Source organism: Allobosea sp. BH3, from assembly GCF_025499465.1.
Taxonomy (GTDB): domain Bacteria; phylum Pseudomonadota; class Alphaproteobacteria; order Rhizobiales; family Beijerinckiaceae; genus Allobosea.
In genome coordinates this window covers 464107-479112 of sequence record NZ_JAIMCA010000005.1, presented here as the reverse complement: position 1 = coordinate 479112, position 15006 = coordinate 464107, and the positions used below count along the sequence as shown (strand labels likewise).

The 15006-nt window shown below is 66.3% G+C and carries 9 protein-coding genes; 7 read left to right on the top strand and 2 right to left on the bottom strand.

What is annotated here, in order from left to right; translation table 11 throughout:
- Window positions 1-16 precede the first annotated feature (16 nt).
- The 7 genes from BoBH3_RS18905 (at window position 17) to BoBH3_RS18870 (ending at window position 11351) form a co-directional block, all read left to right on the top strand.
- Window positions 17-1873, top strand: coding sequence for an ABC transporter ATP-binding protein (locus BoBH3_RS18905; RefSeq protein ID WP_262332385.1), 1857 nt, complete (start codon window positions 17-19; stop codon window positions 1871-1873).
- A 346-nt stretch (window positions 1874-2219) separates the two neighbouring features.
- Entirely contained in the window at window positions 2220-3194 is a 975-nt protein-coding gene (argC, locus tag BoBH3_RS18900; RefSeq protein WP_262332384.1) for an N-acetyl-gamma-glutamyl-phosphate reductase, read from the top strand.
- 328 nt (window positions 3195-3522) lie between these two features.
- Window positions 3523-6873 carry an autotransporter outer membrane beta-barrel domain-containing protein gene (locus BoBH3_RS24505; RefSeq protein WP_316045116.1) on the top strand — a complete coding sequence of 1117 codons (3351 nt, stop codon included), beginning with the start codon at window positions 3523-3525 and terminating at the stop codon, window positions 6871-6873.
- A 124-nt stretch (window positions 6874-6997) separates the two neighbouring features.
- The gene (locus tag BoBH3_RS18885) at window positions 6998-7405 is read left to right on the top strand and encodes a carboxymuconolactone decarboxylase family protein (RefSeq protein WP_262332383.1); all 408 of its coding nucleotides are present in this window, start codon (window positions 6998-7000) and stop codon (window positions 7403-7405) included.
- Between the two features lie 95 nt (window positions 7406-7500).
- A complete protein-coding gene (locus BoBH3_RS18880; protein ID WP_262332382.1) occupies window positions 7501-9447 on the top strand; it encodes an adenylate/guanylate cyclase domain-containing protein in 1947 nt (648 codons plus the stop codon).
- A gap of 27 nt (window positions 9448-9474) precedes the next feature.
- The gene (locus BoBH3_RS18875; RefSeq protein WP_262332381.1) at window positions 9475-10353 is read left to right on the top strand and encodes a phosphatase PAP2 family protein; all 879 of its coding nucleotides are present in this window, start codon (window positions 9475-9477) and stop codon (window positions 10351-10353) included.
- Window positions 10353-11351: a G1 family glutamic endopeptidase gene (locus tag BoBH3_RS18870; RefSeq protein WP_262332380.1), complete on the top strand. Its 999-nt coding sequence runs from the start codon at window positions 10353-10355 to the stop codon at window positions 11349-11351. Before BoBH3_RS18875 ends, BoBH3_RS18870 begins: the two co-directional genes overlap by 1 nt.
- 93 nt (window positions 11352-11444) lie before the next feature.
- Here the strand turns inward: BoBH3_RS18870 and BoBH3_RS18865 are convergent, their stop codons facing one another.
- Both BoBH3_RS18865 and BoBH3_RS18860 read right to left on the bottom strand, forming a co-directional pair.
- The gene (locus BoBH3_RS18865) at window positions 11445-13484 is read right to left on the bottom strand and encodes an NAD(+) synthase (RefSeq protein WP_262332379.1); all 2040 of its coding nucleotides are present in this window, start codon (window positions 13482-13484) and stop codon (window positions 11445-11447) included.
- An 18-nt stretch (window positions 13485-13502) separates the two neighbouring features.
- On the bottom strand, window positions 13503-14915 hold the full coding sequence (locus BoBH3_RS18860) for a mannose-1-phosphate guanylyltransferase/mannose-6-phosphate isomerase (protein ID WP_262332378.1): 1413 nt from the start codon (window positions 14913-14915) through the stop codon (window positions 13503-13505).
- Window positions 14916-15006 lie beyond the last annotated feature (91 nt).

The window sequence follows — 15006 nt, the reverse complement described above, 5'->3', positions numbered from 1 at the left end:
CGGCGAAGGAGCAGTTATGACGTCCCCCTCACCCATCCTGACCGTCTCGAACCTGACGACCTCCTTCAGGGTCGAGGGGCTGTGGAAGCCGGTGGTCCGCAACATCTCCTTCGACATCAAGCCGAAGGAGACGCTCGCGGTCGTGGGCGAATCCGGCTCGGGCAAGAGCGTGACCGCGCTCTCGATCATGCGGCTGACGCCTCCCGGCTCCAGCAAGATCGAAGGCTCGATCAAGCTCAACGGCAAGGAACTGCTGACCCTGCCGGACTCCGAGATGCGGCACATCCGCGGCAACGAGATCGCGATGATCTTCCAGGAGCCGATGACCTCGCTGAACCCGGTGCTGACCATCGGTTTCCAGATCGCCGAGGCGCTGATCCTGCATCGCGGCCTGTCGCGCTCCGAGGCCGAGGCCGAGACGATCCGCCTGCTCGAGAAGGTCCGCATCCCGGCGGCGAAATCCCGCTTCCATGAGTATCCGCACCGCTTCTCGGGCGGCATGCGCCAGCGCGTGATGATCGCGATGGCCCTGGCCTGCAAGCCGAAGCTGCTGATCGCGGACGAGCCGACCACCGCGCTCGACGTGACGATCCAGGCGCAGATCCTCGAGCTCATCAAGACGCTGCAGGACGAGGAGGGCATGTCCGTCCTCTTCATCACCCACGACATGGGCGTGGTCGCCGAAATCGCGGACCGCACGGTCGTGATGTACGCCGGCGACGAGATCGAGACCGGCAAGACCGAGGACATCTTCGCCAATCCGCAGAAGCCCTACACCAAGTCGCTGCTTTCGGCCGTGCCGAAGCTCGGCTCGATGATCGGCCGCGGACGCCCGATGCGCTTCCCGGTCGTCGACCGCGCCACCGGCGAGTCCGACGTGCCGACCGAGACGCCCGACACCGTCCAGGCGGCCGAGCGCCCGGTGCTCGAGGTCATCGGCCTGACCACCCGCTTCGACATCCGCTCCGGCCTGCTCTCCTCGGTGAAGGGCCGGGTCCATGCGGTGGAGAACGTCTCCTTCTCGCTCAAGGCCGGCGAGACGCTGGCGCTGGTCGGCGAATCCGGCTGCGGCAAGTCGACCACCGGCCGCTCGGTCATGCGGCTCATCGAGCCGCTCCGTGGCACCGTGCTGCTGGACGGCGTCGACGTGCTGAAGCTCAACCAGCATGACCTGCGCGAGCAGCGCAAGCGCATGCAGATGATCTTCCAGGACCCCTTCGCATCGCTCAATCCGCGCATGAATGTCGGCACGGCCATCGCTGAGCCGCTGATCATCAACAACCTCGCCAACCGCTCGGAGGCGCGCGACAAGGTCGCCGATCTCTTGAAGCGCGTCGGCCTCTCGCCCGACATGTCCAACCGCTTCCCGCACGAGTTCTCGGGCGGCCAGCGCCAGCGCATCTGCATCGCGCGTGCGCTCGCGGTCGAGCCGCGTCTCCTCGTCGCCGACGAGGCGGTCTCGGCGCTCGACGTCTCGGTCAAGGCCCAGGTGGTGAACCTGATGCTGGACCTGCAGGCGCGCATGGGCCTCGGCTATCTCTTCATCTCGCACGACATGGCGGTGGTGGAGCGCGTGAGCCATCGCGTCGCGGTGATGTATCTCGGCGAGATCGTCGAGATCGGCCCGCGCGAGGCGATCTTCCAGAACCCGCAGCACCCCTACACCAAGCGCCTGCTGGCGGCGGTGCCGATCGCCGATCCGGCGCGGCGCCTCGAGAAGCGCCCGGTCTCCAACGACGAGATCAAGAGCCCGGTCCGCCCGGCCGACTACGACCCGCCGGTGCGCCAGTACCGCGAAGTCTCGCCCGGCCACGCCGTGATGATCTGGGGCGAGGAGTGGGAGAAGAAGGAGCCGGCCGCCGTCGCGGCCTGAGCCCTTCGAAGCTCGAAACGATCAGCCCGCGGCGCAAGCCGCGGGCTTTTTTGTGGGCGCGGGGTTGTGCTGTCCGGAACGTCACCAGACATCACGCTTGACGATTGATGTGGGCAGCGACAGTGTTGAACGACATGCCCAGGAACCGGAACATTTGTGATCGACGCCGACGCAGCTGCACCCAGGCGGCGGCTCTTCGGGCTGCGCGTCGATCAGCGTTCTTCCGCGTGGTGACTGCCTTACCGTAGGCCTCACTCACCGGAGTGGCTCCGGTCCGCGCTCCTGAACCTCCGCAGCCCTCGGCTTCGGGGGTTTTCTTTTGCCCGAATACCAGAAGGACACTTTCATGAGCATTCGCGTCGGCATTGTTGGGATCAGTGGCTTTGGCGGCGGCGAAGCGATGCGCCTGATCGCGAGTCATCCGTCTTTCGAGTTGGTCTACGCAGCGGGCGAGAGCAGCGCCGGCAGTCGGTTAGTGGATCGGTTCCCCGGCGTGCCGGCCAAGCTGGCCGAGCTGGTAATCGAGAAGTGGGACCCTGTGACCCTACCAAAGCTCGACGTGCTGTTCGCGTCGCTGCCCACGGGCGCATCGGCCGATGCCCTGGCGCTTGTCTCAAGGGATGTGAAGATCGTCGATATCGGCGGCGACCACCGCTACGTCGAGGGCTGGGCGTACGGCCTGGCCGACGTGTGGCCGGCCCGGATCGAGGGCCAGACCCGCGTTGCCAACCCGGGGTGCTTCCCCGCAGCGACAATAACCGCGCTGGCCCCATTGTTGGCCGAAAAACTGATCGAACCGGGTAACATCGTGATCGACGTCAAGACGGGCATCTCCGGCGCCGGTCGCGGCGGCGACAGCAAGTTCGGTTACGCCGAGAGCAACGAGAACCTGATACCCTACGGGCTGCTCCAGCATGTCCACATGCCCGAAATCGAAAGGACGATCGAGCGGCTAAGCGGCGGCAGCGCAGCCGGGCTGGTGTTCACGCCGCACTTGGTTCCAATGACCCGCGGCATTCTCGCCACCATCTATTGTCGCGGCAGCGCCACCACCGGCCAGTGCTTGGAAGCGGCCCGGCGTTTCTACGCCGGGCGTTCGTTCATCCGCGTGACCGACAAGCCGCCGCAGACCAAATGGGCTACCGGCTCGAATCTCGCTTTCGTCAGCTATGCGGCCGACCCCGCGCGCAACTTGGTGATCGCGATGGGCGTGGTCGACAATCTGGGCAAGGGAGCGGCAGGTCAGGCAGTGCAGAATGCGAACCTGATATGCGGGTTACCGGAAACAGCGGGTTTGGATGGCGCACCCGTTTGGCCATGACAAGGACGGGGCCCCAGGGCAGTTGCTCAATTCGCTTCGCATGTCCGCAAAGGGTCGCAAGCAGCCATTCTGAACCTCATCCGGGCGAGTAGCTGACGCAGCGTCAAAAATAGTCAGCCCCATGCGGCAGGCCGATGGATTGCCGTCGTGCCGCAGGGATGATGAATTGCCGCGCTGCCGAGCCTGCGTCCGACTGAGGATGACGACGGGCGTAGCGTGGATCTGGAAGAGAATGGCCTGCCTCTCCTTGCTGTCTCGCGACCTCCAGGACGCCGCGGCGCATCACCCCTGCCCCGACCGGAAGAGATTCCCTCGCAAAACTGCGTTGATGCTGGGCGCCTCGCTGGCCGGCCTGTTGGCCGCTGCGCCGGCGCTGGCGCAGACCGCGACCTGGACCGGCGCAGGCGGTGACGATTCCTACACGACCGGCGGCAATTGGACGGGTGGTGCCGCGCCTGTCGGAAGCGCCTCGACGGCGATCTTTGGGGCAGCTGTGGCCAACCGCGACATCGCCATCTACACGGCCTTGGATCTCGGCACGCTGCAGGTCAGCGGCGGCGCCGGCTACAATTTCGCCAACAGATCGAACGACCTGCTCACGATCACGGGCGGCTTCGACATCTCAGGCACGGTCGTGCGGCTGGACAATCTGTTGGGAACGACCCAGTTCCTGGGCGGTTCGGCAAGCACCGCCACGCTGTTCAATGACGTCGGAGCCACGCTCGAATTCCAGAACACCGCCACCGCTGGCAGCGCGATCATTTCCAACAGCGGAACGCTGTCCTTTTACGGCGGCTCCAGAGCAAGCAGCGCGACCATCACATCCAACGGCGGGATCGTAGGTTTCTTTGATTTCTCGTCCGGCGGATTCGCCTCGATCTCCCTGACCGGCGCGCAGCTCGACATCGCTTCCCATGCGGGCGGCGGCATCGGCATCGCGTCGATCACGGGCGACGCCGCGAGCACGATCACGCTGGGGTCGAACGGCCTGACAGTGGGCGATGCGACCAACACAACGTTCGCCGGCGTCATTTCCGGCGCTGGCGGCCTGTCCAAGACCGGCACCGGGACGCTGACCCTCTCGGGAGCCAACACCTATGGCGGCGCGACCCGTATCCTCGGGGGCACCCTGCTGGTCGACAACGCATCGGCACTGCCGACCGCGACCATCGTGACCGTCGCTACGGCGGCAGAGCTGAAGATCGCGGACGGCGTCGCTGGCGAGATCGCGGGGCTGAGCGGGGCGACGGGCAGCGGGCAGGTGACGCTCGGAGCCGGTTCGGGGTTGGACATCATCGGCAGCGGGGCTGCCCTCCGCTTCGACGGTCATATCCGGGACAATGGCGACGGCAATCTGACCGTCGGCGGGACGGGCGGATCGCAAACGCTGACCGGCACCAGCATCATCGGCGGGAACCTCCTCGTGGCGGGTTCGGCCGGATATATGCTGGAGGTTGCCGGGCCGGCAGCCAGCATGGAAGCCGCCGCGGTGCTGGTCTCGGATTCCACATTGCGCATTTCCGGCGGCGCCACCCTCAATCTCCCCGACCTCGCGGGCCTGCTGCGCGTGCTGGACGGTTCCATGATCGTGACCGGTGCAGGCACCACCGCGACTGTTGCGGCGACAATGGACGTCCTAGGCTCGACCAGCCTGTCCTCGTCGCTCACGGTGGCAGACGGAGCCTCGATGCGGGTCGGCGGGCTCTTCATTGAAGACGGCATGGTCACGGTCACCGGGTCCGGCTCACGGTTGAGATCGGATTCCGACATTCTCGTCGGCTGCGTCTGCTCGGGCGAACTGATCGTGGCCAATGGCGCCACGCTTGAGGTCGCGGCCGGCAGCGGCATCATCATCGCGTCGACAGGCACCTTGCGCATCGGCAATGGTGGGGCCGCCGGCACGGTGCTCGCCGAGCGGATCGAGAACGCCGGCGCGATCGTCGCGAATTTCAGCGGCAGCTCGACGTTCGACGGCGTGATCTCCGACATCGGCACGCTCACCAAGACCGGGCCCGGCACGCTGATCCTGAACGGGACCAACACCTATACGGGCGCCACCACGGTTTCCGGCGGCACGCTGGTGGTGAACGGCTCGATCGAGCATTCGGCGCTCACCGTCGACGCGGGCGGCGCGATCGGCGGCGCCGGCAGGATCGGGGCGCTCACCGTCAACGGCACGCTGTCGCCCGGCAATTCGCCCGGCACGCTGACGGTGCTCGGCAACCTGACACTCGGCGCCGGCGCGACCTATCTCGCCGAGGTGCAAGGCCCGGTGGCCGACCGCGTCAACGTCACCGGCACGGCGAGCCTCGCCGGCACGCTGCAGCTCGTGCCGCTCGGCGGCTCCTACAGCTTCAACAGCCCTTATACCCTGCTCTCGGCAGCCGGCGGGCGCAGCGGCACCTTCGGCGCGGTCGACAGCGCCTTCGGCGCCGGCATCGCCACCGAGGTCAGCTATACGGGCAATGAGGTGCTGCTGACGCTGTCGCCCCGCCAACTCACCGCAATGGGCGCCACGGCACCGGCCAACGCCTATGCGGTCGCCTCCGCCATCGACGGCGCGGTGGCGAATGGCGGCAATGCCTCGCCGCTGTTCAACCTCTACAACCAGCCGGCCAGCAGCATCGGCGCCGCCGTCAACCAGCTTTCCGGCGAGGCCCATGCCGGCGTAACGGCTCTCGGCTTCCAGGCCGCCGGCCAGTTCCTCGGCGCGATGCTCGATCCGAACGGCCGCGGCCGCCTGGCCGGTGCCTCCGGGGGCCCGAACGGCGCGGCGGGCTTCACCGCCGACCTGCCCTCGAAGCGCAGCGCCACCGGGCCTGCCTCTTTCGATCCGGCGCGTTTCTCACTCTGGGGCGCGACCTTCGGCGCGCGCGGACGCACCGAGGGCGAGCGCAGCGTCGGATCGGCCAACCGCACGCTCGACGATGCGCATCTGGCGGTCGGCGCCGATGTGCTGCTGGCGCCGGGCACGGTCGCCGGCGTCGCGCTCGGCCTCGGACAGGTGCGCGCCTCGCTCTCCGGCGGGGCCGGCAAGGTCGAGAGTGGCGTCTTCCAGGCCGGCCTCTACGGCCTGACCCGGATCGGCCCGGTCGATCTTGCCGCCGCCGGCGGCTATGCCCGGCTCGACAACGACGTCCATCGTGCCGTGCCGGCGCTCGGCAATGCGCTGACATCGTCCTATGCCAGCACGGTCTGGAGCGGGCGGCTGCAGGCGAGCGCGCAGCTGGCAAGCTGGGGCGGCCTGACATTCTCGCCGCTGGCGGCGCTGCAGGCCAGCCATGTGAGCAGCCCCGCCGTCGTGGAGCGGGCCGGGCCGGGCGGCAATGCCGCCGCGCTCAGCCTCGCCGGCCGCGACGACATGACCAGCCGCTCGGAGCTTGGCGTGCAGCTCGACGGCCGCGCGCGCTTCGGCGCTGTGCCGGTCACGGGCTTCGTGCGGGTGGCCTGGGCGCATTACTTCCAGCGCGATGCCGGCCTCACGGCCAGCCTGATCGTGCTGCCGGGCGCGAGCTTCTCCGCCAGCGGCGCCAGGCCGGACCAGGACAGCGCGCTGATCGCTGCCGGCCTCGACGCCCGGCTCAGCGAACGCGTCTCCCTTGGCATTCGTATGGACAGCGAACTCTCCGCCGGCACCCGAAGCCTCGGCGGAACCGCAAGGCTCGCCGTGAACTTCTGACGGAGGGGGACGAACGCCCCGCCGCCCCGTCCTGCGCGCGCTCGGCTTGATCGAGGCCCGGCGCAGGGACATGCTGACCCTGACAGCGCCGCGACGGAACGGCGGCGCAGGATGGGTGGCTACGATGAATGACGATCTGATCGATGCGGCGACGAAGGCAGGCATCGCCAATTTCGAAGCCACCTCCGGCAGGGTGCCTGACAATTTCAAGCTGCTGGCCGAGCATGCGCCCGCCGCCTTCGCCGGCTATGGGCTGATCCGCAGCGCGATCATGCGGGACCGGCCCGAGGGCGGCGCGCTGGATCTGAAGACCAAGGAGCTGATCTTCGCGCTGCTCGACACGCTGATCGGCCAGAAGGTCGGCGCGCGCAACCATGCGGCCAACGCGATCCGCGCCGGCCTCACCCTGCCCGAGCTGACCGAGGGGCTCGTCCAGGTCATCATGGCCGGCGGCATCACGACCTGGAACGAGACCGGCGCGGACGTGCTGCGGCACTGCGCGGATCTGGTGGGGGCCGACAAGGACGCCTGAACTCTCGGGCGTTCGAAGCGATCAGCCGGCGGTGGGAGCCGCGGGGCCTTTCTGTCGGGGTATCTCCACGAGGCTCAAGCCGCAAATGAGCAAGATTGGGAGCGTACCTCCGTTGCGGCTCTCCTAGAAGCATCGTCGTTCCGCGCGCGTATGACCGCGGATCGCCTTGCATCTTTCGCGCGTGCGGCGCACTTTCATCGGCACGGTCGGCGCGGACCTCTCATGTCCACATTTCCCGACCGGCTACCGAGAGCGCCTCTACCGAATTAATCTTCATCCGGCGGAAAAAGCCAATGAACAGGCAGCAACTTGCAATAGTTGTCGCTGATGTCGTCGGCTACTCACGCCTCATGCAAACAGACGAAGAGGCAACTTACACACGATTATCCGCCCTCCGGCGCGAGGTAATAGAACCCGAAATCGCTACCTATGGCGGCCATTTCGTAAAGAGCACCGGCGACGGCTTCATCGCAACCTTTTCGACGCCGCAAGATGCCATCTCGTGTTCGCTGGCCGTGCAACAAGCATCCAGCCGAGACGCGCAAGGCGCATCGGCGGCAGAGCGCATCCAGCTTCGGATCGGCGTGAACGTCGCCGACGTGATCGTCGAGCCGGGGGATGTCTATGGCGACGGCGTCAACATCGCGGCCCGCCTGCAGAGCTTCGCCCTGCCCGGCGGAATCGTGTTGCCGCGCGAGCTTGCCGAAATGGTGGGACCGGCGCCGGACGTGCACCGGCACGATCTCGGCGAGCTGCCCCTGCGCAATATCCGCCGGCCCGTCGAGGCGGTCAGCCTGAGCTTTGGCGACCCAAGCGAGCGTCGGCTGGGTGAAGACGCGCCGGGCACCGAGCAGAGACCCTTCATTGCCGTCCTGCCTTTCGTCGAGCATGGCGCCCCGGCCGATCAGTCCTATTTTTCCAGCGGGATTGTCGATGACATCATTCACGCTCTCGCCGGCCTGAAGGAGCTCTTCGTGCTCTCGCGCGGCGCGGGCATCGGCCTCGATTCGGGCGAGCGCGACATTCGGCGGATCGGGGCCCAACTCGGGGTTCGCTACATCCTGCACGGCAGCATCCAGCGCTCGGGAAAACGTATCCGCATCAGGACCGAACTGAACGAGGCTGCGACCGGCGTCGTCCTGTACACCGATCAGCAGGAGGGGCTGCTCGACGAGCTGTTCGATCTCCAATCAAGGATCGCCCTGCGCGTGGTCGGCGCGCTGGCGCCCCAGATCCGAGAACGTGAACGCAGCCGGGCCTTGCGGCAGCCTCCCGCCAATCTCACGGCCTATGATTACCTGCTGCAGGCCCTGGACCCACTGTTCCAGATGGACCCGACCGCCTTCGCGCGCGCCAAGGGGCTGCTCCAGCGCGCGATAGCCTCCGATCCCGAATACGGGCCGGCCCATTCCTATTCCGCTTACTGGCACCTCCTTCGCGTCGGACAGGGCTGGTCGCAAGACCCCCGTGCGGATACCGCGGAGGCTGCGGAACACGCGGAGGCGGCCATCGCACGCGATGAAACCGACGCCCTAGCGCTCGCGATCTACGGTCATGTGCATTCCTATCTCCTGAAGGATTTCGAGACGGCGGCTGAACTGCAGGACAGGGCGCTCGAATGCGGGCCGAGCTGCGCGATGGCCTGGACGCTCAGCAGCGTCACGCAGGGCTATCTCGGCTTCGGCCCGGAGGCTGTTTTCAGGGCGAAGACAGGGCTGAAGCTTTCTCCGCGCGGGCCGCACGTCGTCTATCACGAGCATATCCTGTCCCAGGCCCATTATCTGAACGGGAACTACGACGAGGCCGCGCGCTGGGCGCTGCGGGCCAACAACCACAATGGGCGGCTCACATCCAATGTGCGCTGCCTGATCGCAAGCCTCGTAGCACTCGGGCTGCCGGACGAGGCGAGCGCTCACGCCGCCCGGCTCCTCAAGCTCGATCCGGCTTTCCGCCTGAGCGCGTTCGGGCACCAGACGCCACTACCGGGAACCATCAGGAGCGATTTTCTCGACAGGCTGCGCCGCGCCGGCCTGCCAGATTGAACATCCGAACGCGGCGGGAGGATGGTGATGACTGGAAACACGGGGAATACCGGAAACACCGGCAATACTGGAAACACCGGAAACGCGGGAGGCTCGGTGGCCGTGGATGGCTGGGTTTTTGCCGACCGCATCGACTGGCCGTTCGTGCTGGAGGCGGGAGGCGACGCTGCGCCGACGACAACCCCGCTTCCGACATTCCCGGATGAACGCTGGGGCGCTCAGTGGCGGGCTCAGCTTGTTCTGGCTGAATTCCTGAAGCGAGTGACCTGGACCGCCTTCAATCTCAAGGTCGACCACAACGGCGACGCTGCCGATCCTCTGCATGACCCAGCAGGCGAAATAGCGAAATTACTTGTCATGGCGACAGATAACAGGGCGGATGCGCTCGGCGAGATCCTTTCCCAAAATGGAGAATTTCTCAGCTATTTTGCCGGCCTGCTGCAAATATCGCCCGGTTCGCGCCCAGCCACACGAACCCTTCTCCACATTGCAGAAGTCGTCGCCACAGTCGCCGTGATGTACTTCAAGTATCAGGAAAAGCGCGCTCGCCCTTCCACCGTTTGCCCGGCCCTGTTTCCGCCGCTATCCGTGCCGTCGCATCCCTCCTGGCCAAGCGGACACGCCACACAGTCACATCTGGTATTTATCATTCTGGATTTTGCGCTGTCCGGTTCTTTCGTGATCGATACCACCCCTCACGGAGCGATCCCGGGCAATCACGGTCCGCTCACCGAAGCACTCAGGGTGCTCGCCGATCGAATTGCGAAGAATCGAGAGATCGCAGGTCTTCATTTCCCAACAGACAGTGCTGCCGGGAAAAACCTGGCCGATGAGCTCCTCGACATTCTCAAGACCTGCCCGACCTTCCTTCAAGTCGTCGCAGAGGCCAAGAAGGAGCCCTGGTGATGGCTGAACTTGTTCAGGACCAGGAGTTGCTGGCTTTTCTGCGGAGTGTCGCGGCAGGCAGAGAGCGGTTCCTGAAGCTGGAAAACGGCGTCGACGTCGACACCCTGTCCCCCAAGGACGCCCTGATGCGCGGCCTGCCGCCCCGACCCGTCGGAGGAACGCCATCTTTCGAGCTCTGGCACGCGCTTGCGATATCGAGCACGGCCAAGGATGTCGGGCCCGGACCGTCAACTATCAGCGCTCATCGCACCGGCTACAACCGGTCGAGCTCGAAGGGGCACCTGCAGACAAGCCGCAACTGGTCTGGAGCCGTCATCTCATCGCCCTACCGTGGGCAACCGTTCGACTTCATGATCGGGATCTGGAAAGTTCCGGATTTCCGGGCGCCCGCCCACGGTGTGGCAGGGGAGTATGCGTGCTCCACCTGGATCGGCTTCGACGGCCATCGGAGGAACTCTCGATCGCTGCCGCAACTGGGAACCGTTCAGGAGATCGAAGAAGACGTCGCCGGCAACGTCACCAAGCGCGTCCGAGCCTGGTGGCAGTGGTGGCACCCGGCTGACACCACCGGGCCAAACTACGATGATTTTTCAGATTTCTGCCCCGGGATCAAAGAACGGGTCATCGCCGCCCTCTTCGTCATCCCGACTATCGGCGTTCTCATGAAGATGGCGAATCTCGATACCGGAGCGGCGACCAAGTCCGTGCTGGTGGCAACACCGAAGCCCGGCCTGGAGCCCAGGGCGCTCGACGCTGAATGCGTGCTGGAACGGCCAAAGAGAGTTCAGCACCCCTTCACGAACTTCATGACGCCCGACTTCGACGACACGACGTTCCGCTGCTATGCGAGCGTCCGGGGAGAGCCTGCGATCCGCGACATGCAGGGCGCGCGCCTGATACGCATGGTCCACCGTCAGGGCAGCCAGGTCGAGACGATCGCCACGCCGGACCCCGTTCAGAGCCGGGAGGCTGTGACGGTCAGCTACTGCCTCAACTAGCAAGTCTCCGGCAGGCGTGAACCAACGGCAGTCGCCAGCCGGGGATTAGCCAATGCTTGCCCCGAAAATGGCCTGAACCGATCGCTCCGCCGCTCAGTCCGGAATCCGCTCCCAGTCCTTGAGCCAGGGCGCGGCCGAGGCGTCACTGGGTGCGCGCCAGTCGCCGCGCGGCGAGAGCGAGCCGCCGGAGGAGACCTTCGGTCCGTTCGGCAGGGCCGAGCGCTTGAACTGGCTCGTCTCGAAGAAGCGGCGGATGAAGACGCCGAGCCAGCGCTTGATGACCGGAAGGTCGTAGGCGACGCGCTTGGCATCCTCGATATGCGGCGGCCAGTCCCCGGCCGCGGCATTGCGCCAGGCATGCTCGGAGAGGAACGCGATCTTGCTCGGGCGGAAGCCGTAGCGCGTCGTGTAGTAGAGGTTGAAATCCTGCAACGCGTAGGGGCCGACGAAATCCTCGGTCTTCTGCGCCGGCTTGTCGCCCTCGCCAGGCACCAGCTCCGGCGAAATCTCGGTTGCGAGGATGTCGAGCATGACATCCGAGGCCTCAGTGCCGAAGCGGCCGGACTGGGCGACCCAGCGGATGAGGTGCTGGATCAGCGTCTTCGGCACCGAGCCGTTGACGTTGTAATGCGACATGTGATCGCCGACGCCATAGGTGCACCAGCCGAGCGCCAGCTCCGAGAGATCGCCGGTGCCCATCACCAGCGCGTTGTGCCGGTTAGCGAGGCGGAACAGCACCGAGGTGCGCGCGCCGGCCTGCACGTTTTCAAAAGTAATATCGTAGACGGGCTCGCCCCTGGCGAAGGGGTGGCCGATATCAATCAGCATCTGCCGGCAGGCCGGCGTCATGTCGATCTCCTCGGCGCTGACGCCAAGCGCGCGCATCAGCCGCCAGGCATTGTCCTTGGTGTCCTTGCTGGTGGCGAAGGCCGGCAGCGTATAGGCGAGGATGTTCTCGCGCGGCAGACCCAGCGCATCGAAGGTGTGAGCCGCGACGATCAACGCTTGCGTCGAGTCGAGGCCGCCGGAGACGCCGATCACCACCTTGTCGAGGCGCGTGCTCTCCAGCCGCTTGCGCAGACCGTGCGACTGGATGTTGTAGGCCTCGAAGCAGAGCTCGTTCAGCCGGGCATCGTCGCTCGGCACGAAGGGGAAGCGCTCGACCTCGCGCTTCAGGCCGAGATCGACCTGAAGCTCCGGCTCCAAAGCGAACTCAACCCGGCGGAAGCCGAGCTTGTCCCGGTGGATGTCGGCGCTGTCGCCGAAGGTGTTCTGGCGGATGCGGTCCATCGCCAGCCGCTCGAGATCGATATCGGCAAGGATGAGCTGAGGCTCGGCGGCGAAGCGCTCGGCCTCGGCGAGCAGGATGCCGTTCTCGTAAATCATCGCCTGCCCGTCCCAGGCGAGGTCGGTGGTCGACTCGCCGGTGCCGGCAGCCGAATAGGCATAAGCGGCGATGCAGCGCCCCGAATGCGCCTTGCAGAGAGAATGGCGCCAGTCCGACTTGCCGATGGTGACGTTGCTGGCCGAGAGGTTCAGCAGCACCGTCGCGCCGGCGAGTGCCGCGTAGGAGGAGGGCGGGATCGGCGTCCAGACATCCTCGCAGATCTCCATATGGACAACGAGATCGGAAATGTCGGAGGCGGCGAGCAGGATGTCGGTGCCGAACGGCACCTCCTGACCGCAGAGGTCGATGTAAAGTGCACCCGCCCGCTCGCCCGAGGCGAACTGGCGGCGCTCGTAGAACTCGCGATAGTTCGGCAGGTAGGTCTTCGGCACGGCCGCGAGGATGCGCCCGCGATGGATCGCGACGGCGCAGTTGAACAGCCGGCCCTCGACCCTGAGCGGCGCGCCGACCACGGCCACGCAACGAAGCGTCCGGCTCTCGACCACAAGCCGCGACAGCGCCTCCTGCACGGCGTCCAGCAGAGCGTTCTGCTGCAGCAGGTCGTCGATGGCATAGGCGCTGATGCCGAGCTCGGGAAACAGCGCGAGCGAAGCGCCCCCTTCATCCGCGCGGCGCAGGAGCGCCAGCGTCTCCGCCACGTTGAAGGCGGGATCAGCCACCTTGAGCCGCGGCGCGGCGCAGGCGAGCCGGACGAGGCCGTGGGCGTGAATGTTGCGGAAGCTCATGCAGACCCCTGCGCGTGCTCAGACACGCTTATAGATGTCCTCGATGCGGATGATGTCATCCTCCCCGAGATAGGAGCCGACCTGCACCTCGATCAGTTCGAGCGGGATCTTGCCCGGGTTGGCCATGCGGTGAACGCAGCCGATCGGCAGATAGATCGACTCGTTCTCATGCACCATGATGGTCTCGTCGTTGCGCGTGACCTCGGCCGTGCCGCGTACCACGACCCAGTGCTCGGCGCGGTGATGATGCTTCTGCAGCGAGAGCACGCCACCGGGCTTGACCGTGATGCGCTTCACCTGATGGCGCGCGCCCATATCGATCGAGAGATACTTGCCCCAGGGCCGCTGGATCTCGCGATGGGCGCCGGCCTCGGATTCGCCCGCGGCCGTGATCAGCGCCACCATCTCCTTGACCTTGTCGGCCTTGGCCCTGGGCGTGACCAGCACGGCGTCGCGGGTCGCGATCACCGCGACGTCGTCGAGCCCGATCAGCGCGACCAGCGCCTCCTCGGAGCGGATGAGGTTGCCCGAACCCTCGAGCACATAGCCGCGCCCCTCGACGACGTTGCCGCTGGCATCCTTCTCCGCAAGGTCCCAGACTGCAGACCAGCCGCCGACATCCGACCAGCCGAAGCGGCCCGGCACGACCGCGGCCTTGCTCGTGCGCTCCATCACGGCATAGTCGATCGAAATCTTCTGCGCGGCGCCGAAGGCGTTCTCGTCCAGCCGCAGGAAGCCGAGATCGGTCCTGGCCGCGGCGACCGCCTCCGCCACGGGCGCGGCCACCTCCGGCGCGAAGGCGGCGAGCTCCGCCTGCATCGTCACCGCATCGAAGATGAAGTTGCCAGAATTCCAGAAATAGCCGTCGAGCAGGTATTGCGCGGCGCGCGCCGCATCCGGCTTCTCGACGAAGGCCGCGACCTGGCGGGCATCCTCGCCGATCTCGTCGCCCGGACGGATATAGCCATAGCCGGTCGCCGGATGGGTCGGAGGGATGCCGATCGTCACGATACGACCATCAGCTGCCGCGACACCGGCCTTGCGACAGGCCTCGACGAAGAGACCGGCCTCCTGGACGACATGATCGGCCGCGAAGACGCCGACGACCGCCTTGGGATCGCGGGCGAGCGCGAGTTCGGTCGCGGCAGCGACGGCGGCGGCGGAATCGCGGCGGCTCGGCTCCAGCACGATCTGGGCGGTGATGCCGAGCGCCTGGAGCTGCTCCTGCACCGTGAAGCGGTATTCCGTATTGGTGATCACGATCGCCGGCTCGAAGACGGACGGGTCCGACACCAGCCGCATCGCGCGCTGGAACGTGGAATCCTGCCCGAGGAGCGGAATGAACTGCTTCGGCATCGAATCGCGCGAGACCGGCCATAGCCGCGTCCCGGCGCCGCCGCACATCACGACAGGTATGATCTTCGACGGCATGGATCGACCTTTCCGCAACAGAAGATGCTCTATGCTGCCGGGCGTGACGGGGCAAGGCTCCGCCCGGCAGCAAGTCCGCCACATGCGAGGG

Coding starts and splice junctions, on each gene's coding strand:
- BoBH3_RS18885 (WP_262332383.1), top strand. CDS start 6,998: ATGAATGACGATCTGATCGATGCGGCGACGAAGGCAGGCATCGCCAAT.
- BoBH3_RS18905 (WP_262332385.1), top strand. CDS start 17: ATGACGTCCCCCTCACCCATCCTGACCGTCTCGAACCTGACGACCTCC.
- BoBH3_RS18875 (WP_262332381.1), top strand. CDS start 9,475: ATGACTGGAAACACGGGGAATACCGGAAACACCGGCAATACTGGAAAC.
- BoBH3_RS18865 (WP_262332379.1), bottom strand. CDS start 13,484: ATGAGCTTCCGCAACATTCACGCCCACGGCCTCGTCCGGCTCGCCTGC.
- BoBH3_RS18870 (WP_262332380.1), top strand. CDS start 10,353: ATGGCTGAACTTGTTCAGGACCAGGAGTTGCTGGCTTTTCTGCGGAGT.
- BoBH3_RS18860 (WP_262332378.1), bottom strand. CDS start 14,915: ATGCCGTCGAAGATCATACCTGTCGTGATGTGCGGCGGCGCCGGGACG.
- argC (WP_262332384.1), top strand. CDS start 2,220: ATGAGCATTCGCGTCGGCATTGTTGGGATCAGTGGCTTTGGCGGCGGC.
- BoBH3_RS24505 (WP_316045116.1), top strand. CDS start 3,523: ATGCTGGGCGCCTCGCTGGCCGGCCTGTTGGCCGCTGCGCCGGCGCTG.